The organism is Aliifodinibius sp. S!AR15-10 (genome assembly GCF_031569985.1).
Taxonomy (GTDB): Bacteria; Bacteroidota; Rhodothermia; order Balneolales; family Balneolaceae; genus JAMQKA01.
The window spans coordinates 63,778-86,021 of the sequence record NZ_JAMQKA010000014.1; the positions used below are offsets into that span (position 1 = coordinate 63,778).

The 22,244-nt window shown below is 48.1% G+C and carries 16 protein-coding genes; 1 reads left to right on the top strand and 15 read right to left on the bottom strand.

Going from position 1 to position 22,244, the window contains the following annotated elements; translation table 11 throughout:
• Positions 1-285 precede the first annotated feature (285 nt).
• Positions 286-1,182, top strand: coding sequence for a TIM barrel protein (locus NC796_RS11315; RefSeq protein ID WP_310684515.1), 897 nt, complete (start codon positions 286-288; stop codon positions 1,180-1,182).
• 108 nt (positions 1,183-1,290) lie between these two features.
• Here the strand turns inward: NC796_RS11315 and iolD are convergent, their stop codons facing one another.
• From iolD to NC796_RS11390, 15 genes are all read right to left on the bottom strand, one after another.
• Positions 1,291-3,153 (bottom strand): 3D-(3,5/4)-trihydroxycyclohexane-1,2-dione acylhydrolase (decyclizing), encoded by a 1,863-nt coding sequence (gene iolD, locus NC796_RS11320; protein ID WP_310684516.1) that lies wholly within the window; start codon positions 3,151-3,153, stop codon positions 1,291-1,293.
• 22 nt (positions 3,154-3,175) lie between these two features.
• Positions 3,176-4,162, bottom strand: a complete 987-nt coding sequence (locus NC796_RS11325; protein WP_310684517.1) for a hypothetical protein — start codon at positions 4,160-4,162, stop codon at positions 3,176-3,178.
• Complete coding sequence (iolC, locus tag NC796_RS11330; RefSeq protein ID WP_310684518.1) at positions 4,159-5,169, bottom strand: 5-dehydro-2-deoxygluconokinase; 1,011 nt, start codon at positions 5,167-5,169, stop codon at positions 4,159-4,161. Before iolC ends, NC796_RS11325 begins: the two co-directional genes overlap by 4 nt.
• A gap of 20 nt (positions 5,170-5,189) precedes the next feature.
• Positions 5,190-5,963 (bottom strand): 5-deoxy-glucuronate isomerase, encoded by a 774-nt coding sequence (locus NC796_RS11335; RefSeq protein ID WP_310684519.1) that lies wholly within the window; start codon positions 5,961-5,963, stop codon positions 5,190-5,192.
• Positions 5,964-5,968: 5 nt separating this feature from the next.
• On the bottom strand, positions 5,969-7,036 hold the full coding sequence (locus tag NC796_RS11340; RefSeq protein ID WP_310684520.1) for a Gfo/Idh/MocA family oxidoreductase: 1,068 nt from the start codon (positions 7,034-7,036) through the stop codon (positions 5,969-5,971).
• An 11-nt stretch (positions 7,037-7,047) separates the two neighbouring features.
• Positions 7,048-8,028, bottom strand: a complete 981-nt coding sequence (locus NC796_RS11345; RefSeq protein WP_310684521.1) for a sugar ABC transporter substrate-binding protein — start codon at positions 8,026-8,028, stop codon at positions 7,048-7,050.
• Positions 8,029-8,034: 6 nt separating this feature from the next.
• Complete coding sequence (locus tag NC796_RS11350; protein WP_310684522.1) at positions 8,035-8,997, bottom strand: ABC transporter permease; 963 nt, start codon at positions 8,995-8,997, stop codon at positions 8,035-8,037.
• Positions 8,984-10,492, bottom strand: coding sequence for an ATP-binding cassette domain-containing protein (locus tag NC796_RS11355; protein WP_310684523.1), 1,509 nt, complete (start codon positions 10,490-10,492; stop codon positions 8,984-8,986). Before NC796_RS11355 ends, NC796_RS11350 begins: the two co-directional genes overlap by 14 nt.
• Positions 10,493-10,507: 15 nt before the next feature.
• A complete protein-coding gene (locus tag NC796_RS11360) occupies positions 10,508-11,200 on the bottom strand; it encodes a hypothetical protein (protein WP_310684524.1) in 693 nt (230 codons plus the stop codon).
• A gap of 3 nt (positions 11,201-11,203) precedes the next feature.
• Positions 11,204-12,424: a phosphatidylinositol-specific phospholipase C1-like protein gene (locus NC796_RS11365; protein WP_310684525.1), complete on the bottom strand. Its 1,221-nt coding sequence runs from the start codon at positions 12,422-12,424 to the stop codon at positions 11,204-11,206.
• Positions 12,425-12,503: 79 nt separating this feature from the next.
• Positions 12,504-14,297 carry a hypothetical protein gene (locus NC796_RS11370; protein WP_310684526.1) on the bottom strand — a complete coding sequence of 598 codons (1,794 nt, stop codon included), beginning with the start codon at positions 14,295-14,297 and terminating at the stop codon, positions 12,504-12,506.
• A gap of 95 nt (positions 14,298-14,392) precedes the next feature.
• Positions 14,393-16,048, bottom strand: a complete 1,656-nt coding sequence (locus NC796_RS11375; protein WP_310684527.1) for a RagB/SusD family nutrient uptake outer membrane protein — start codon at positions 16,046-16,048, stop codon at positions 14,393-14,395.
• 21 nt (positions 16,049-16,069) lie between these two features.
• Positions 16,070-19,060, bottom strand: coding sequence for a TonB-dependent receptor (locus NC796_RS11380; RefSeq protein WP_310684528.1), 2,991 nt, complete (start codon positions 19,058-19,060; stop codon positions 16,070-16,072).
• A 755-nt stretch (positions 19,061-19,815) separates the two neighbouring features.
• Entirely contained in the window at positions 19,816-21,156 is a 1,341-nt protein-coding gene (locus tag NC796_RS11385; protein ID WP_310684529.1) for a Gfo/Idh/MocA family oxidoreductase, read from the bottom strand.
• Positions 21,157-21,205: 49 nt separating this feature from the next.
• Positions 21,206-22,219 carry an SUMF1/EgtB/PvdO family nonheme iron enzyme gene (locus NC796_RS11390; protein WP_310684530.1) on the bottom strand — a complete coding sequence of 338 codons (1,014 nt, stop codon included), beginning with the start codon at positions 22,217-22,219 and terminating at the stop codon, positions 21,206-21,208.
• Positions 22,220-22,244 lie beyond the last annotated feature (25 nt).

The following is a 22,244-nucleotide window of genomic DNA, read 5'->3' on the forward strand; positions in this document are numbered from 1 at the left end:
GTACAGAATGTATAAAAATCACATATGAGTTCTATCCCTGATGGGTATCAGCTTATAAAAAGAATATACACTTTACTTGACTTAATGAAAACGTTTTCACTAATTTCGTTAAAGTCGTTGGAAAAATACTTTTGGGGAATTAGTCATGACAAACATCACTGTTTGATATATCCTGTAGAATGATGAGTAAAAACAGGTGCTTAAGCGACGATATTTTACATTAAAACCAGTTTCAAGCCGGGATGCGAATTCATGCATCAAAATTTATAATCCAATCTATATAAAATGCAGATAGCAAATGCTCCCTGTTCATGGGGAATACTTGAGTTCGGTCTGGAGGGGAAAACAGATCAGTACAACAAAGTTTTGGATGAAATGTCTTCGACTGGGTACCGGGGAACCGAGCTGGGGGACTGGGGTTTTTTCCCGACTGATCCCGAAGAGTTAAAAAATGAGTTGCAATCCAGGGAGCTCAACCTTGTAGGCGCTTTTGTACCCATTAATTTCGTCAATCCCGCCGATTATGAAAAAGGGTTGCAACTTGCCCTGAAAACTGCTCGATTACTGGCGGACGTCGACCAGGAAAATGCCCGAATTGTCTTGTCGGACGACAATGGCAAGAATCCCGTTAGAACCCGTAATGCAGGCAGAATTCAAGAAGAACACGGGCTTACAACTGCACAGTGGAAGACCTTCACAAAAGGGGTTGATTATGTAGCCCGCAAAATCCTTGAAGAAACGGGTGTGGCAAGCGTATTCCACCATCACTGCGCGGGATATGTGGAGACAGCAATGGAGATCGAAATTTTTTTGAGTATGACCGATCCCGAGCTAGTGGGACTCTGTTTTGACACGGGACATTATGCCTTTGGTGGAGGAGATCCGCTTGAAGGATTAAAAGCTCACAACGATCGAATTAGCCATGTTCATTTTAAAGACTGGGATCATAATATTGCCCGCAAGTCGGAAGAAAATGGATGGGACTATTTCAAATCGGTTGAGAACGGCGTATTCTGTGAACTCGGCAAGGGCACAATCGACTTCAAAGAGATTCTTGAGGAACTAAACAGACAACAGTATTCAGACTGGATCGTGGTGGAGCAGGATATCCTGCCGGGAATGGGTACACCAAAGGAGAGTGCCCGGCGGAACCGTGATTACCTGCGCTCGATAGGCGTGTGATACCTTTACTGCCGCTTTGTTATGGAACGCGGATGACGCTGTTTTAAAGCGCTTCCTACACAATTTTTTTAAAATTGGGCAAATTCGCGTCATCTGCGTTCTATTGAATCAAAAATAATCCCGCTGCCTTTCCCGAGCTTTTTCATATTCTTTCCGGGCTTTATTTACTGACTCAATCGACGATTTTTCGGCTACGGGAACATCCCACCACGAGGAATATCCCGGCACCTTCTGCACCTTATCCACCGGCACCACGATAACCTGCACGCCCTTGGACTGTAACGCATTGTCGAGTGCTTGCACCAGCTCCTCTGAACTTTCCGCTTTCTGCACGTCAACCCCGTAGCTCCTCGCATTCATCACGTAGTCGAGAGGAAGCTTTTGACCATTGAGCTCTCCAGTCTCGGGATTTCGATAGCGATAGTTGGTACCGAACCCTTCCGAACCCAATGATTCCGAGAGTGATCCAATACTTCCGAAACCGCTGTTGTCCAGCAGCACAACAGTAATTTTAATATTCTCCTGAACAGCCGTAATCAATTCAGAAGAAATCATCTGATAGGAACCATCGCCAACCATGACCACCACTTCGCGGTCGGGCCGGGCCATTTTTACGCCCAGTCCCCCGGCGATCTCGTATCCCATGCAGGAATACCCGTATTCCATGTGGTAGCCACCGGGCTCATATGTTTTCCAGAGTTTGTGTAGATCTCCGGGCATGCTACCAGCTGCACAGACGACCGTTGATTTTTTTCCCGCGGCTTCATTTACCGCCCCAAGTACTGTTGGTTGCTGCATCAAATCTTCTTTTGGGAGACTCGTCACCCTGTCCAACTCCTTGCTCCACTCCTCTTTTCTTCGTGTTAACTGGTCCCCGTACTCAGCAGGAATGGCGTAGTCCTCCAGGTCTTTGGCTAGTAGCTCTAATGTTGCCTTTGCGTCTCCCTGTAGCGGAATAGCCGACAGCTTATTAGCATCCATAGGGTTGACATTAACATGGATAAACTTGACATCCGGGTGCTGGAACTGGCTCTTGGATGCCGTCGTGAAGTCGGTCAGCCTTGTACCTAGCAACAGCACCACATCTGCCTCCTCGGCGGTTTTGTTTGCTGCAGACGTCCCAGAAGCTCCCACCGCCCCCAGGTTAGATTCATGATTGAAGGAAAGTGCACCTTTCCCTGCCTGGGTCTCCCCGACGGGAATTCCCGTTTTTTCGGCAAATTCAGCTAATGTATCAAAGGCCTCACTGTACAAGACGCCACCACCCGATATGATAAACGGTTTCTCAGCATTCTTCAGGAGCTGAACAGCCTCCCGGTACAGATCCTGGTCGGGAAGCTGACGGGGTATGTTCCACACTCTCTTTTCAAAAAGAGATGCCGAATACTCATAGGCTTCCGTCTGCACATCCTGGGGCATACAAAGTGTTACGGTGCCGGTATCGGCTGGGGAAGTCAACACCCGGACCGCCTCCAGCATCGCCCACGGTAGTTGATCGGGGCGGTTGATACGATCCCAATATCTGGACAGGGGTTTAAAGGCGTCGTTTACCGATACATCCTGGCTCAGCGGGTACTCCAGCTGCTGCAGGACCGGCGCCACATTTCTCCTGGCAAAGATATCTCCCGGTAGTAATAACAGCGGGATGCGGTTGATAGTTGCGGTGGCCGCCCCAGTCAACATATTGGTAGCCCCCGGTCCGATGGAAGAGGTACAAGCAAAAGCCTGCATTCGGTACTTCGCTTTTGCATAGGCAATGGCGGTGTGGGTCATCGCCTGCTCGTTCCTGCAGAGATAATAGGGCATCTGTGGATACTCCTGTAGTGCCTGTCCTATTCCGGCTACATTACCGTGACCAAAGATGCCCCAGACCCCAGCAAAATAGGGAGTCTCCACCCCATCTCTTCTTACATACTGATTTGCTAAGAACCTGATCAGCGCCTGAGCTACCGTTAGCTTTATTTTCTTCATGGGAAAAATCCTTTCTCTTGCTTCAAATTTGTTGTTCAACATTCAATGTTTGCAATATCTCCTCAAGGTTGCTCTCCCTGTGAACCAACCTTCCTATAGCTTCCGACAGTTTCAGGGAGTCGGCGGAACTGGGAAACAGAACATTTCTTCCATACATAGCTCCTCTCACCTGGTGGCCAGAGTTCAGAGCTTTTGATAACTCGGATAACAATTCCCTGATATCAGGGCTTCTTTCCCCACCGAGTATTACGATGGGAAGGGTCGTGGAACCAGCCACCCGTTCGAACTCCTCGACAAAGGGAAGTTTAAGCCAAGTATAGCGGCTGGTGGTGCCCAAAGCGGAAGTGATACTGACCAATTCGATAAGCATATCGGCATCTTTTACCACAACATAACGGCCGTCTACCTTTTTCACCGGCAGTGGCTCCAGGATTATTGGGATCCCCTCATTGCTTGCCCCACGCACTCCCTCGGCACAGGCCAACAACGTCTTGAGGGAGTCCTCAGCATTCATATCAACCCGCAACAGCATTTTTACGGCGTCAAGGTTCATGGCTTTACATGTTTCCACATCCGCTCCAGTAACAGGATCATTCAGCTCCCAAACAGCACCGGGGTGTCCTCCCCTGTTCATGCTCGCAATCATCAACTTCTCATCCAGGAAACCATACCCTTCTTTTTCCATTAATGAGTGAATGATCAAGAGTTCTTCAAGCAGATCCATACTACCCAGCAGGCCATCGACCCATTTTGATCGAAGAACGTAGACCAGCCGGGCCAGCAACTCATGGCGGTCGGCCATGGCGAATGGTTCATCCCCAACTGACACACTCCCGCGCGCCGGGTGATCAGCAGCCACAATATTGATATTACCTGAGGATGCGAACTGTTTGCTCTTTTTCCGTTTCCGGGCAATCTTCACCACCTTATCCGGTTTTTTCACCCGGATATCCGTGATCTTCCGGAAGAGCTCCGGGGCTATAATCTTATTTTTTTGAAAGTACTTCATAATCCACCTTTCCCGGCTGTAAAACCTTCAACTTCTTCCATGGTCGGCATAAAATTCGCACACCCGTGACGGGTCACGACAATGGCTCCACACGCATTACCCAGCCGAGCGCATCTATACCATTCCCATCCCTGTACATACCCGTAAAGGAAACCGCTGGCAAATGCGTCACCTGCTCCCAAAACATTTTGGACATCGACGGGGAATCCGGGTGCATGTTCGCTTTCACTATTTCCGTTTTGATAGATATAGCTGCCTTCAGTACCCGACTTTAAAACCAACACTTCAGGACCTTTTGAGAGTATGAGTTCAACTGCGGCATCCTGGTCTGCTTCCAGACGGTAGTTTGAAACCTGGGAATCCGCAACTTGCACCTCCCCAGCGCCGACATGAGCCGCAGCTTTTACCTCTTCTGAAGTACCGATAACGATATCCACATACGGGAGCAGCGATCGGATCGTCGTTCCAAATGTCTGCAGGTCCGGCCACTGATCCGGCCGATAGTCGATATCGAGCACTACTTTTGAATTGGTTGCATTTGCCTGTTCTGCAGCAAAGAGAGTTGCAGAACGGGAGGGCTCTTTACTGAATCCCGTACCGCTAATAAGTATGGCTTTACACCGCTCAAACGGGACTTTCTGCATATCATCAATCGTGATGGCGATGTCAGCACAGTTATCTCTGTAGAACACCAGAGGGAATTTGTCCGGCGGTTCAATGCCCAGAATTACGGCACTGCTTCTTTTTCCTTTTTTGGTCACCACAAAAGAGGTATCGACCTTTTCATTATTCAAAAAATGTAAAATAAAAGCACCGACCGGATCATCGCCCACGCCGGTCATGATAGCCGAGTTCAGGCCGAGCCGTCGGGTTCCGACGCTGATGTTCGTCGGACATCCCCCGACATAGGCCGCAAAACTCCTGATCTTTTCAAACGGCTCTCCTATGTCATTGGAATAAAGATCTATGGAACTGCGTCCTATACAAACGATATCGTATTTTTTCACTTTATTCTATCCTAGTACTTTTAAGCAAACTCAGGTTGTGTATTAACATCGGCCCACGAGCGCTCCATCGACGGGTCAAGGGTGGCCATGATCCAGACAAAATTTATCGGGTGTCCCGGGATTGCGACGTTGGGATGATAGCCCCGTTTGATTACGACGGCATCTCCCTCGTACACAGGCCCCAGGTACTCCGGGTGGTCCAGGTCTTCGTAAACCAGTTGAATCCCGAACGCAGGTGCCGGCATGTCGAAATAGATGTATATCTCCTCTTTAGTTGCTGCGTGTTCGTGCGGTGCCCAGCTGGTCCAGTTGCCCTCCTTGCTGAAATCCAGGCCACAAAGCAGCCTTTGGGCAGGCACATTCTCGTCAATGATGCGATGAAGCTTGCGCTGCGACGGCGGCGTACTGAGCATCTGGGTTAACTTTTTATCCCTGTTTAGCTTCCCAAAAGGTATAAACACGGGGTTCCCCTGCTGGTCAGAGGGAGCGGTACTTTCAAGGATATCCAGAGTGGATTCTGTTTTGATAACTCCTTCATTCCCCGGGGGCAAAAAGATTGAATCGTAAGGCTTTACTTCATAAGATGCTGATCCAATGCTAACTGTGCCCTCTCCCCCCAGACAAATAAAGGCCGCTTCAAAATTGGGATTCTCGTACGAAACACTCGGCACCTCCTTATCTAGAATTATCCGTGCATAACCCAGGGCTTCCAGCTCCGAGTTTTCAGGTGTAATAATCCAATTCCGCCCTTTTTTACCTGCCGTGTTCCTGAAAAGTATCTTCTTTCGCTTCATAGTATTCATCTCACCATTTTATTGTTTTCAAATACTGATTTAGGCCCAAACGTTAAACTTTCATTATCAATGACGACCGGCTCTTTGCAATCGAATGATTTTGCCGCAGCATGTCCCACTACCAGCCCGAGTTCCCCGTCAAGAATAGTAACCGAAGGTTCGGCGCCGTTATAGGCCCGCTCTACAAAATTTCTAAGCTGATTGATGTAGGCCAGTTCAAACCGCTCCATGAAATTGGGAACTGTATCATGCATCACAGCTTCCTTTTTCAAAATTATAATCGGTGTTTCTCGAAGGTACCCGATCTGGATCGTCCCCTTGGTCCCCAGGATCTCCGTTCGTATGTCGTATCCATAAATACCACTTCTGCTCATGTCCACCGTGCCAATCGTACCCGATTCGAACATTATGTTGACCATGGCATTATCGATATCATTGATCGACTCCATCTCAGGATAGGCCAGGATATTTCCGATACTGTACACTTCTGATACATCCCCCATAAACCACCGGGCCAGATCAAAATCGTGAATCCCCAGGTCCAGGAACAAGCCACCGCTCTTGACTGGATCGGCAAATTCAAGACTGGGCCGCTCGGGATCCCGCGAGGAGGCTTTGAAGACAATAGGATCGCCAATCTCCCCGTTCAGAATTCTTTTTTTAGCAGCTGCATACCCCGGATCAAAACGACGCATGAACCCCATGTGGAAAAAGACACCGTTTTTATCCACCGCTCGTTTCATCTGCTGCGTCTCTTCCAACGATATAGAGAGCGGTTTTTCGCAGAATATTATTTTCCCCTTGTTGGCTGATTCCTCCACAATCTCCTTATGTGTACTAGTCGGGGTAGTGATTACAATGGCATCCAGCTCTTTTATTTCAAGCATATCCCTGTAATCAGTGAAAATGTTTTCTACACCAATAAGTTGACCGACTTTGTCTGCCCGTGCTCCATCCTCATCAGCTACGGCGATTACAGAAGCTTTAGGAATTTGGTAAGCCAGGTATTCTGCATACAAGCTTCCCAATCTGCCCAACCCAACAACCCCTATTTTTAATCCAGCTTTTTTCATTGATAGCTCCATTAATCTGTTGCGATATTATTGTTTGTCAGTGATTCTTTTGCGATTAATTTTATCTGCACTGTGATTTCTTCCGGAACGGATCCCCCGTTCAGCAGCTTATACGCCTGCAGTACACCCATCCGCCCAATCTGTACTGGGTTCTGGGCAATAGTGGCATCCATTTCTCCATTCCTGATAGAGGCAATAGCTTCTGAGTGCGCATCGAATCCCACAACGATGATATCAGAATAGTTTTTACCACTGGCGGCGATCGCCTCAACGGCTCCAAGTGCCATCAGATCATTGGCTGCAAAAACGGCATTAAGATCGGAATGGGATTGCAGAATATTCTGGAATACGGTGTAGCCCATGTTTCGCTCCCAGTTCGCCGGTTGCGAGGTCACCACCTGGATACCCGGTGCTTCGGCGATTCCATCCAGGAATCCTTTCTGCCTGGAATCAGCTGTTTCGTGCCCTGGAATGCCCTCCAGAATAGCCACTTTCCCCTTGCCTCCCAGCTGTTCTACAAGGTATCTGCCAGCCAGCCTTCCACCTTCATAATTATCTGACCCGATATATGTGGCAATCTGTCCCCCGTCACTTTTCAGGAGATCCATATTGATCTTGGTATCGAGGTTGATGATCGGGATGCCCGCGTTGTTGGCCTTTAATATGACCGGTACTACTTCGCTGGAACCGCTTGGAGTCAGCAAGATAGCATCTACCCTTCGCTGAATCAGGTTTTCAATAATCTGAACCTGTTTCTCAACATCTACTTCCCGCTCCGCGGCCTGTACGAGCAGATTAAGCTCAAGCGAATCGGCCACCTGTAGCGCCCCCTCTTCCATATCATTGAAAAAGGGATTGTTCAATGTTTTAACGACCAGCGCAACCGTCGGTTTTCCGGGAAATTTTTGGGAATTGCACCCCGAAGAGAACATCAGCAGGATACATGCCACCAGTGAGAGTAAAAGCTGTTGTGATAAGGTTAGGAATTTCATGACTGTTCACCTCTTTGAGCGGGTTTTCATTTTTTTGAGATTTGTGTCGAGCAATATGGCCCCGATTATGACCGAGCCAATGACAATCTGCTGTATGAAGGAAGAGACTCCAATCAGGTTCAGACCGTTGCGCAGGACACCGATAATAAGGGCACCAATAAGCGTCCCAAAGATGGTGCCTTCCCCTCCCATCAAGCTGGTCCCCCCGATCACGGTTGCCGCAATCGCATCGAGTTCATACATGATGCCTGCGATAGGCTGCGCGGAATTGAGTCGGGCAGTAAGGATAACGGCTGCCAGGGCACTCAGCAGCCCCGCGATACCGTAGATCACATTTTTGTAAAAGTTGATGTTGATACCGGAAAGAATGGCCGCCTCCTCATTCCCCCCGATTGCGTAGGTGTAGCGCCCCAGTTTTGTCCTCGTTAAAACGAAATGGGCTATGACATATATTACAATCATAATGATGACCGGAACGGGAATGTGAAAAATCTCTCCCGTTGCCAGGAATCGAAATCCGTCATCAAATCCTGAAATAGAACGCCCGTCGGTATACCAGAGCCCGGCACCCCGTGCAATACTCATCATCCCGAGTGTTGCAATGAAGGGGGGAAGATTCCCGTATGTTATGAGCAGGCCATTGACGGCACCGCACCCGAATCCCACCAAAAAACCGATGACTATCGCCACCGGGATCGGCAACCCGCCCTCCAGGGCACTTGCCATGACCACTCCCGAAAATGCCAGCACCGAACCAACCGACAGGTCAATGCCAGCTGTAATGATCACAAAGGTCATTCCCACTGAAATGACAGCGATTATGGCAGACTGCTGAGCCACATTCATAAGGTTTGAAATGGTCAGAAAGTGCTCTGACAGTAGCGTAAAAAACAGGCATAATCCCACCAAGCCGATTACAGTGCCGTATCTTCTTATTTGATCGAATTCTATTTTCTCAAACAGCTTCATTCAGTTCTCCCAATGCATATTTCATAATCTTTTCCTGTGTTGCTTCCTCCCCATCCAGGCGACCGGTAATGCGTCCATTACACATTACTAAAATCCGATCACTCATTCCCAGTATTTCGGGCATTTCCGATGAAATCATGATAATGGCCACCCCCTTGGCGGTTAGCTCATTCATCAACTGGTAAATTTCTTTTTTGGCTCCGACATCGATCCCACGGGTAGGTTCGTCAAAAATAAAGATGCGGGCGTGGGAACAGAGCCATTTACTCAGCACCACTTTTTGCTGATTTCCCCCACTCAGGTAAACCACATTCTGATCTCTTCCAGGGGTTCGAATATCAAGTTTGGATATATATTCGTCGACCGTTCTGTTTTCTTTTTCGAAATCCAGGACGCCCATACTCAGAAATTTCCTGATATTGGGAAGCGAGATATTCTCCTTCACCGACCGGTTCAGCACCAGACCTTCACTTTTGCGGTCCTCTGTCACAAACCCGATACCGGCATTGATAGCATCACGCGGAGAGCTAACAGACACTTCCGTTCCATCTACATATATTTTTCCTTCCGATATCTTATCCACCCCGAAAATGGCCCTTGCCAGTTGTGTTCTGCCAGCTCCCATTAGCCCGGCAATACCCAGGACCTCCCCTTTTCGCAGGGAGAACTCAATATCATGCAGCCGGTTGTCCACGCAAAGGTTGTCGACCCGCAACACAACAGGCCCCAACTTCGCCTTCTTTTTGGGAATTTGCTCATCAAGGTCCCGGTTCACCATCAAGCGTACCAGCTCATCCCTGCTTATGCTTTTAACAGGCCGGGTGTCAATGTACTTGCCGTCCCGAAGTACAGTAACCCGGTCACCGATCTCAAAAATCTCTTCCAGCCGATGGGAAATATAGATAACGGCTACGCCCTGCTTTTTGAGATGCCGAATAATCCGGAAAAGCTGCTGAATTTCGTGTCGTGATAGGGCTGCCGTGGGCTCATCCATGATTAGGATACGGGCATTCAGGGACAGCGCTTTGGCCACCTCCACCATCTGCTGCATCGCCACCCCCAGGTCCCCGACCTCCTCTTTGGAATTGATATTTACATTGAGCTCATCCAGGATCTCCTGGGCCTTGGCAAATAGCCTCTTCCAGTTGATCACTCCCGGGGCCAGGGTCGGCTCCCTTCCCAGGAAAATATTCTCGGCAACCGACAGGAACGGGTTTAAGTTAAACTCCTGGTATATTATCCCGATTCCCAGTTCCTGGGCATAGCGAGGACTGCTTATCTCCCGTTGTTCTCCATCGATCCAGATTGTGCCGTCATCCTTTTCGTAGGCTCCGCTCAGGATTTTCATCAGGGTCGACTTCCCGGCCCCGTTTTCCCCCAGCAGCACGTGTACTTCTCCCCGTTTCAGGTCGAATTTGACATCATCCAGGGCCAATACTCCCGGGAACCGCTTGGTGATGTTTTCCATCAATAATATGTGATCGTCTGTAGGCATATTTTGCAGGCTTTGCTAATCTGTATAGATGAATATTGGATTTGCGTAGAACCAGAGATCAGACCAGGCGTGTTCAGAACCGGTAATTCCCGTGTGTTCACGAGAAAGATTGTCGTTGAGTGGTCTGCCCAGACAATCAGTCTGGAATGGAGTGCTGAGAGCATGCACTGTTCCATGTAAGCGCAGGTAAAAATCCGAATCTGTCGACCTGATCGCATGAGTCATCTCATGCCATTGATTATTGGTCGTCCAATCTCCTTCCCGGAATATCGCTCTAATTCCTGTAGAAGGATTCAGACTGGATTCATAGGATGCAGTCCAGCGCCACATTCCCCGGTCCCCTTGACGGTTGACTATAGAATCGCCCCAAAATTTTGTTCCTGGTATTTCCCCCCAGCCGATGCAGTCATCCCTTCGATAACCGACGCCCCCGTGATCTGAGCTCACCACTAGATCGACATTATTCTCAATACCCCGGTCAAAAATTTCAGCTACCGAGTGTTCCCCGTCCGAGAAACAGGAATGCAGATGCAGATCAATGATTGCCCAATTTTCATTTCCTGTTGCCAATGCACATCCCCCTATCAGCCATACATAAACCTGCGTAGTAGCCAAGAAGCGACTGGAGTCGGTCAGGGAAGATGTACATTGTATTCGCATGCCACAGTCATAGTTACGGTTACGGCCGGCTTTATCTAATCCGGTCATGCACTATTCTTTTAAAAACTCATTCCTGCAAGTTGCCAGGGCACTCACCGGATTGCAACGCCCTATATGCCTGGTTCCCGGCAATGAAACCACATATCCTGAACCGAACGGACTTGGTTCGGGGTAATCGGTACTCACATATTGGGCTCCACTCGTCAGGGCCGCCTCACGTCGCTTAGTATCCCCTGTCCGGGCTTCATAGAGAGGAAGGTCCGCACGGGTACGTATCACATAGCCATCAGAAACAAACTGTTTAATCTGGTCAAAACGTTTAATGGCGTCATTCATTTTGATAAATGCAGCCGTTGGTTCACCCGGGTTAGAACTGACAAACATCGCCCTCTCTTTAAGGTCCGGGGAGCCTGCCAGATAATAATCCCTGTGCTCCCCGGTGTTGTCCAACGCAAAAAGCAGATGTCCTCGACTTTGCGTCAGCGTGGGCCAGCCATCTGTCAAAACAGCCTCTTCCAGGGATGGGAACTCCCCGCGGACATCATCCGGAGTCAAGACATGATCCCTGGAAAACACATCCCAGATTTCACTATCTATTTCATGAATATTATCCTGATCTACCGCAACAGGTGTCGTAAATGCAACGGTGCTCCAATCTTGCCGTGGCCCGTCTTTTACTTCAACTAACACCAGGATGGGCAGGTGTGTGGGATTTGCCAGTGACCACTCCCTGATTTCATGCAGACAGCTTTTAAACGTAAGACAGGTCGTACGGTAGTCGGTGTCCTGGGAATGGAAGACCTTAAAACCGGGAGTTAGCATCTCTTTATGATTTAGAAACTGCTCATCGCCAGACATCGTTGCTCCGACCGGCTCGGCATATTTCCCTCCCACAGGATCGGCAAAAATATCAAGCTCAAACTGACGGATCCCCAGGTCCTCAAGCTGCTCTCGCAGTTCGCGATGCTCGTAAACGATGTTTTCCGACCAACCCGGTCGTTCTTTATCCAGCAGATTAACCAACGTTGGATTTGGGGCCAATTTATAGCTGTTGTGGGTGCCCAGAACCTGGATTTGATTCAGCCGAATGCAATCGTCAGCATTTTCTCCTGTAATAGTGTCGCAGTTGACATCAGCGGCTGCCCGTTGTCCCGGAGTTCCGGATTTAGAACAAGCAATAGCGAATAGAAAAAATGTTAACACATAGAAAACGGAAAGAGGAGATCCCGTTCTACTACATCCAACAGCTTTTTCTATCCTGGTATATCTCATTCATCACTGGTTTTGAAAATGACTAAATAAACCTCTTGTAAATCCTCAAGCACTTACTTTTCAGCGGCTGAATCCCAACCTAACCGATCCGAATCTTATGAGTAAAGGGGGTGATTCCGGTGATATACACGCGGTAACCCTCTACCTCAATATCTCCATTATAAACAGAGTACTGCTCATTTGACTGTGGTGACCTGGTGTGCTCCATTTTTCCCGGACCGAATGTTATGACGTCGTTTCCAACCTTGTACGAACCCTCCCCATCACTCAAAAAATAGCCATCGGTATCATTTTCCCTGGGTATCACACCGGACAATTGCCCTCCTTTCCTAAAACAAAGTTCTATAGTCACAGGCACCCGGGGCGTTTCTTCTACCGAAAACTCCATTTCAAATGCTCCGCTATTGCCAACTTCCCGTACGGTTACCATGGAATGCAACTTTTTATAGTCCTTCGGGCGATTCTCAAAATCCATTTTACTATAGAAACGGCCGTCGGGCGACATTTTATAAACACCTTCTTTATTTCTGAACTTCTCAGGCAATGGCTGGTGATAGGGAACCTGTCGCTGCTCCTCCAGGCGGTACTCATTCCCCTGAACCGCTAAGCCATTACTACGGAAATACCCGGTTCGGAAAAATGCAGGAGACATTCTGACCGACTCGAGAATGGCATTCCCGTTTCGGAATTTAAAAAAGGTGGGATTGTGAGAAATTCCGGACCAGGCACCATAGCCCAGGTGCCAGTCAGTTCCCCCAAAAACTGAAGCCGTTTTGTTGCCTCTTCGTATTCTAACCAGATGCGTATTCTGGAAATGTTTAACGTAATTTTCCTCGAGCGCAGCAGGTTTTGGCAGGGACATGTTCAGTTCCTCATGCAACAAAAAATCTGCCAGGTGTTCACCCAGCGTATCCATATACTTTGTTTCGATCATATTTGCTACAGCTGCAAACCGGGGATTGTTGTCCCTGATCGCCAGGTATCGAAACGGCAGATAATATCGATGAATCATCACATAGCGACCGTGCTCCTGGTCTTGGCGCCGGGAAGCGACCGTCTCACATTCGCCATTCAGTTCCGTAAGATGAATCGTCAGTTCCAGGTTTTTACTAATAACGTCAAACAATTCCGGCCTTTTTTGATAAATGGCTACATCGAGAAGCGAAGGGTTGTTGACTGCGGCGTCATAATTGCGGCTTCGCTCAGGATGTTCACCATCAGCATCCTGGCCGATCCCCTCACCCAGCCAGTCGTTAATTCTGTTTACGTATTTCTGGTTGGGGTAGAGCGAGTTTATGCCACTAAGAGCAGCAGAAACCGCCCACCTATGGTTTGGGGTGTGTATGCCACCCGTGGTCAGCGCTTCTGCCGCATCCAGGATTATTTGCCTGTTTGACTGCCTGAGGTTTATGGTCTGTTCCGATCCATCCGTAATCAAGATCTTCTGGGCCCGAAAAAGTTGCTCCATCATAAAGGCGGTGTCCGGAGGCGACTGAAGATTACCGAAGTCAAATGTGCCATCCGAATTTTGCGCCAGGATAAGTGCTTTCGCAACGTTATGCATCGGCTCAACCAGGTTCAGGCTTCGATAGTATTCTGAATCCGGAGAGCAATATGCAGAGGCCAGCGTCAAAATAAATCCACTTTGCCCCCGTCGGCTTGAGGATTCAACCAGGCGGTCATACCGCTCCAGCATCTCCTCGACTCTACGATCATTTGCCTTGCTTATGGCCGCGCGGATGGTGTCATTTCGCTTTAGGCCAAAGGCCACTTGAGATTTACCAATTGCCAGTGAACCGACGGATGCTCCCAGTGAGTATTTGATAAAGTCACTTCTTTTCATAGTAGAGTTGTCTTCTGGTTTAGGTGACATACTGGACAGTTTAGGTACTCCTTACTACATATCCTATAACTGCCCAGCAATTTTTAGCGGCAAGATTTTAAAAATTCAGTTACTCGAACCTGTCACTAATAGCCCTGATTTTGCTCCAGGTATCCAGGTTCACCACTTGCCGCATCAATAGCATCCTGTGGAATCGGGAACAATCTCCGTATCGGGTTGGAACTGGTTTTATCTATCCACGAATCCTCCCATTTGCCAAACCGGACCATATCGGTTCTTCTCAACATCTCACTGTAGAATTCATAAACCCGTTCCATCTCCATGGACTGCATGTCGATGCTTGAAAGAAGATCGGCTCCCCTTGCCGAGCGTACGGCATTCACATCATCGAGTGCGAGACCGGCGTCTCCGTTCCTCAGGTGAGCTTCGGCCCTCATAAGGTACATATCGGCAATACGTATTACAGGTATGTTCACCCTGGAGAATCGCTGACCGGCAATAGCCAGTGGGTCAAACTGGAACTTCAAAGCCCTGGCACCAGTGATATGGTTGGTATTTTGGGTCAGGCCAACTTCACGGGTGTAGTTTAACGGCAACCCGGAGCGCGGGGTGTCAACCAGTGGTTCTATCACCAGGTCACCATTCTCATCTCGTTTGAAGTCAGTTCCTTCATCGTTGAGCACGATTCCGTACTGCTGGCCAATTTGAATGCCCCTGTTCCACTCCCACTCTTCTTCGGGAATGGATCCACTATCAGGTGTATTTCGCTGGAAGTAGCGGGGATCATTTCGGTTGCCTTCCCACATGTCATAAAACTCGGTCGTTTGTGATACGCCGTCGCTACCGGTGACATTCAGGTTTACCAGCGACCCATGACGGGCCCTTGAGCTCCCGAACCACGCATGCCGGTTTTGTCCTTCGTTTTCAAAGGTTTGTTGAAAGGCAAAAATGTGCTCTTGGTGATCGTGGTTATCAATATTCCACATTGAGAAATAATTATCTTCTTCCAGGGCGTAATCTCCCGTATTGATAACCATGGTAGTGTAATTGATAACTTCATCCATATCCTGCTGGGAAAAGTTGAAGCTGTTGGCATAGCGATCGACATACACCGCCTTATTCAGCAGCAGCCTTGCTTTGAGTGCCCATGTTGCTGCTTTGGTCATTCTTGTGGATCCTACTTGATCGAACGTGCCCAGGTTAGGTTCGGCTGCATCGAATTCGCTGATAATGAAATTCACAGCCTCTTCCCCCCTGTAGATCGTTGAAAGTTCGGTGGTCCCTACATTTTCAGGTAGTTTCTCAAATGTAAGTCCATACAGATCCAGCAAAACCATGTTCCAAAAGGCCCCCATAGCACGAGCTTCCGCACTGTAGAGGGCCTGATCGGGATGGTCTAATTCGGATAACGTTTGGCGGGCAACTGCGGCTTTCGCAATACCCTGGGTTAAATCACTCCACACTTCTCGGACCGTCACATGCGTGGGAGTCCACGTGTGCTGATGCATCTCAATAAACCGCCCCCCGTCAAACCAGTCGGTTCCTCCCCTGAATGGAACGATAGATTCATCAGAGGCTATTGATTGCATATTATACAGTGTATTGTGGTGGGAATAGACACTATTGTATTGTGCATACACAGGAGCCAGCGTTGCGGCTGCGGCAGCCGGATCGTCAAGAATGCCTTCTCCCACGGCCGTGTCCAAGACCTGCTCATCGAGGTCAGTACAGCTAAACAATACAAAACACATCATCAAAATTATTGAGGCTAGCTTTTTCATCGATTCTTGTCCTGTTTAATTTTATAAAGTGAAATTAACGCCAAACATGAAGGTTCTGGCACGTGGGTAAGCGGTTGCATCAATACCGGTTGATCTAAAGCCTGCCGAGGCCCGGTTTATGTCCACTTCCGGATCAAAACCTGGGTAATCGGTAATCACAAAGAGGTTTTGACCTGTTACATAAACCCTGATATTTTTAAGCCAGCCGGTTGCAGCAGTATTCACATTATAACCGATCGTTGCATTGTTTAACCGGAAATAACTACCATCATAAATATATCTGTCGGATGGAGTAGCAGAGTTTATTGTACTCTCAACACCTGCATTCTCAAGCAGGAACGTGGGGGCATTGTTACCGGCCGCCAGCCTCGGGTAGTTATAGTAGGCATTCTCATCATTCCAATAGATGCTGTTGCCCGAGACGCCGTTAAAGTTCAATGACAAGTCGAACCCTTTGTAGGCCATGTTGATATATCCTCCATAGGTCGTATTCGGCAGTCCTGTGCCTCCATCGGTCAAGTCGCCATCGGTAATGCTGCCATCCCCATCGACATCGCGGAATTGGTTCAGGCCGTCTTCATCAAAGCCGATCCAGTCTAGTACCCAGAATGTACCTGCAGGATGATCATTCAGGAACCCGTTAACCTGCACGCCCGACAATCCCTGGCCGGTGATGGAACCTGTTCTGAGTATGGAGACCGGCAAGTTGGTGATATTGTTGTCGATTAAACTCACGTTTCCACCGATATCAAAACTAAAGTGAGATCCAATAAACTGCCGGTATGCCAGTGACAGTTCGATCCCTTTGTTTTCAATTTCCATATCATAGTTATTCCAGAAAGAGGATGTCGGTACGATAGGGTCAACCCCTGTGGAAGACTCCCACAAAATATCTGAGGAGATCTTACGGAACACGTCCACGGTTCCATAGATCCTGTCGTCCAGGAATCCAAAATCCAGCCCAATATTGGTTTGTGTGGAGACCTCCCACTTTATATTCTCATTTTGGGCTCTCACAAGGTTTATACCCGGGGAATTGATATTTCCAAAGAAGTACCCTGCACCGGCTCCGGTACTGCTGGACAGCAACCGGTGGGTAATGTAGGACGGGATATCCTGGTTACCTGTTTGTCCCCAACCAGCACGTAACCGCAGGTTGCTTAACGATTCTGCTCCCGACAAGAAAGACTCATTGGAAACCTGCCAGGCCACTGAGAAGGAAGGGAAATAACCGTATCGGTTGTTTTCACCAAATCTGGAGGAACCATCAGCCCGGAAAGTAGCTGTCAGGAAATAGGTGTCGTCATAGTTATAGTTGGCCCGGCCGAAAAACGATTGCAGTTCATTTTCCGAAGCATTTCCATTGGGCCTGTTGTTGCTAATTGACAAATCGGTTCCAATGCTGGGATTCCTGTACGCATCAATCTCAGTGGTAGAAAAATTATTGATGCTCCAGTTGGTCGCTTGCGAAGTAAACTTCTGGAATGAATACCCGCCCAACAGGTTAAAACTGTGATTTTCAATATCGAACAGGTAGGTAACAAACTGTTCGAACAGGATATTACTTTGTTCAGCATTGCCCGTTTCCAGGCGTCCCTCCGGGTTGTCAATATTGGAAACTTGACCTCCTGTTATATTATGCCTGCTGGTTTGATCGACCGAGGAGATCTGCAGGTTATCTGCTCCAAAGTTCAGTTTATATTGAAGTCCCTCGAGGATCGTAAAACTTCCCTCGATATTGCCGAGGATACGGTTCGATTTACTAAAATTGGTAGAAACATCCATCCTCTGCAAAGGATTTACGCCGAAAGGAAATGTAAACAGGCTTCCATCTTCATTGTGGGTAGGATAGGTTGGGTTTGCTGTGACCGCATTCGACAATCCATCGCCTCCCGTACCAGGCCCGGTTACAATCGGGGCATTGTCAGCTCGTGTGAAAGCACCCGTTAGGTTGACCCCGATATTCAAACGGTCATCAAGGAAACTTTGATTTACATTCAGCCTGCCTGTGTATCTCTTCCGGGCGGATTCCAGCACGATCCCCTCTTGGTCATGGAGGTTCACTGATGCATAATAACTCGAATTCTGCGTTCCTCCGCCGTACGACAAACTGTGCTCGTGTGAGTAGGCTGTCCGGAGAATTTCGTCCTGCCAGTCGGTGTCAATTGTGGTAGAATTTATTGTGCTGGGATCACCATATTGGTTTTGGAAATCGATAAACTCCTGAGCGTTTAAGACATCCAGCGTGTTTGTCGGGCTCGAAATCGAAAGGGTCCCATTGTAGGTTAGCTCTGGAGCTCCACTCTGCCCCTGTTTTGTCGTAATGATTATTACTCCATTCGCGCCCCTGGAACCATAGATAGCAGTTGCCGAGGCATCTTTCAGCACATCGATAGATTCAATATCTCTCGGATTTAAAAAATCAGCGCCACCGGATAGTGTAACGCCATCCACAACATATAAGGGCTCACCCCCACTGCGTACCGTGCCAAGCCCCCTGATGGTAACCACAGAGTTGGAGTTGGGATCACCGCTTCTCTGGGTTACACTCACCCCGGAAACCCGACCTTGGATCAGTTGCTCTGGAGAATTTGTGATGCCCCTGTTAAAGTCCTCCTCACTCACCGATCCAATTGACCCGGTCACATCTGCCCTTCGCTGAATGCCGTATCCCACTACTACCAAATCATCTCCAACCAGCTCTGTGACCTCCAGTGCTACGTTGATTGTGGTTCTACCATCAATTGGTACCTCCTGTGTTTGATATCCCACAAAAGAAAATACCAACGTATCCTGAAGCGAGGAGACGGTGAGTTCATAACCACCATCATCATTGGTTGCAGTTCCAGTAGCAGTCCCCTTGATTATTATATTCACACCCGGTAGGACTTCTGCCGAACTTGCATCCGTGACTACACCACTTACTGTTTGGGCCTGGACAATGGTGCTGCCCAAAAACAAAGCTAAAAACACGAAACCAAAACTCAGAAAATCAGCTTTTGTATCTTTCATTACTATATCCCCATCCTTATTGGTTAACATGTTGGCTAACACTGGGTTAGCTAACATTTTGTGATATACAAAGTCTGCTTCCACCGCGATATAACATGATCCAATTACATCATTCGGCTTTCTATCTTTTTAAAAGGTAGGTACCAATCCCTCTCTATATATATCCCTCAATAGATTCATAGACCATTCCTTTTTAAAGACCGGAAGTCTAAACATTCGATCCATGAAAACGTTACCATTTATTAATTAGCGAAAACGTTTTCAAAAGTCAAGTTTTTTTATTCTCTTCTGATATTCTCATTAATATATTTTCGTAATAACTCTGGAATAATCACATTAAATGCTTTATTGAGGATTAAAACCTATAATTCGGAGTGATCTACTTCATTATTTTATATAATATAGATACGAATTAGCACCCAGAAACCTATCCACATAAAACTCCATAGAGGAATATATATGGAAACGTTTTCAAAATTTATTATATCTTATTTTTGGGGTAGCACCTGGTATTAATACACGGTAATTCCTGTACCATATATCGCCATGAGTTATAAACTCGTACCAAAGCATGCCAGCAATGTTAATACAAAATGATATCAGATAGCACTGGCAGATGAGCAGAGGGGACCCCTATCCTCAAAACGATCGTCCCGGATGCCCGATACCCACCCCTTATTTTTTATCACTGCCATTTCAACCACATAATGGTTAAGCTGAAGGTCAGGCATTAATTCCGTAGGGACTATTTCCGCTTATAACACTTCCGTGACACCGGGACGCGCAGAGGGATAATTTCCACTCCGGTCAAGCACTACCGGGGGTGGGCTGTTCCATCCAAATCCTTCGGGCTCAAACAGTTTCCTGTTGGATTTTATCGCTTCATCCCATGTGACCTGCTTACCTGAATATGTCGCCATTCGCCCCAAGATGGCTGCCATTGTACTCTTGGCACCATATTCTGTGTTATTAATCACGTCCCCTTTCCGGATAGAGGCAAACAGTTCATTGTTCTCTTGCTGGTAGGGACTGATATCCTGGTCACCCCTGTAATCCAACAACACTTTTCCATCCCAGATCTTGATCATTCCATTGCTGTTATTATCGGTCTCCACCGTTCCTTTCGTAGCCTGGAACATTTCGCCCACTCTTCCCATCGTACCTTCTTGATTCCTACACTGGCTGGCTATCACAGCTCCACCGGGATAGGTGAACTCGACAAAGTGATGGTCGAATATCTCTCCATGTTGCGGACCCACGCGTACCTCTCGTCCACCCATTCCCTGCGCGGATATGGGATATTCTCCAATAAACCAATTGGCTACGTCAATGTTATGGATATGCTGCTCAAGGATATGATCGCCCGACAACCAGGTAAAGTAATACCAATTTCGCATCTGGTATTCCAACTCCGTTTGCAGCTGATTCCGCTCGCGTACCCAGTGAGCCCCTATATTCCAATAGACCTGCCCGGAGACAATTTTACCAACAGCCCCGTCATTAATATGCCGCGAAACCTTGCGATAGCTATTTTGATAATGCCGTTGCAGACCAACGACTACATTCAGATTTTTTTGCTTCGCTAGCTCTCCAACCTCAAGCACCTTCCGGATACCCGGCGCATCCGTTGCAAGGGGTTTTTCCATAAAAACATGCTTGCCCGCATTAATAGCCTCTTCAAAATGAAGAGGGCGAAATCCGGCCGGCGTGGCCAGTATAACAACATCGGCTACTGAAATTGCATTTTTATAGCCCTCAAAACCGATAAATTTGTGTTCTTCAGGGACATCAATTTGATCAGAGCCAAAACGCTCGTTAAGCCTCTGCAGGCTGCCGTCCAGCCTATCCCTGAAAACATCCGCCATAGCCACCAGCTTTATCCCTTTATCTGCTGTCAATGCTTGCCTGGCAGCCCCGCTTCCCCGACCACCACAACCGATTAAAGCAAGCTTCAGGGTATCGCTGGCACCAGCGTAGGCACTGGCGCCAACCGGCAGGGACCCAAAGAGCATCCCCGCTCCGGCAGCAAAGGCAGTCGTCTTGCAAAAGTCCCGCCTTGAAATACTGTTCCTGTTTTTATCTTTTTGACTATTCATAACACCACCCTTTTTTACTTATCGATCCCAGTTCACGTTTACACTACTTTCAAAAATCTTCCATCGCTTCAACCCAGTATTTTTCCATCTCTTCCCACGAGGGAGAACTTAGCGGACGTATAATTCTGAATCCCACAAACGGGGCGCTGGTATGCCACCACAGGCTCTTCGGCAGCTGGGGATCCAGCATTTTCCATTGAGGCGACGACCCCCTCCTGTTTCCACATCGCAACTCATCCGGGTCATCTCTCCACGAGCCGCCCCTGACAGCACGCGGGTAAAGCTTGTCCGGTCGAAACCAGGGGTTCTCTGAGACTTCGCCTTTCAACTGCCCGAAGTAGTCTTCCAGGTACTGATCTGCGGTCCACTCCGCAACGTTGCCGTGCATATCAAAAAGTCCCCATTGATTCGGCTTTTTTTGGCCAATTTCCTTATAACTCCTGTCACTATTACCATAGTGCCATCCATATTCATCAAGCAATGCTGCGTCCTCTCCAAAATGGTATGCTCCCCCTGTTCCCGCTCTGCATGCGTATTCCCATTCTGCTTCTGTTGGTAGCCGATAAAAAGTGCCCGTTGTGACCGTTAACCACTTTGTAAACATAACGGCGGCATAATGAGTCATGCTTATGGCCGGATGCCCCTCGTATCCCATCCCAAAACTCATGTCAACGAAGGGGGGAGTAGGTTGTGAAATGGCATCTGTGTTAATTCCTGCAGCTCCCCTGCTGGAAGTCTCCTGAACCAGGAATGAGTCGATGTGAACAGTTCGGAAATGATCATAAACCTCCCATGGAATTTCATACTTTCCCATCCAAAAGGAATCTACTTTCACTTGATGTTGAGGCCCCTCGTCCGCCTCCCTTCCCGTTTCCTGGACTGGACTCCCCATCAAAAATGTCCCGCCTGTTACAGGTACAAGTTCAATACCCAGCTCAGAACCCGGAACTTTTTGCGAATATGGGATAAATTCACTTGTAATGCCTGCCTTCTTTTGACCCGACAAAGCGAAGGAAAACACCACACCAACCCAAAGGAATATCTTAAAGATCAAACGTTTCAAATGGCCTGTCCCAAATGGGTATTGA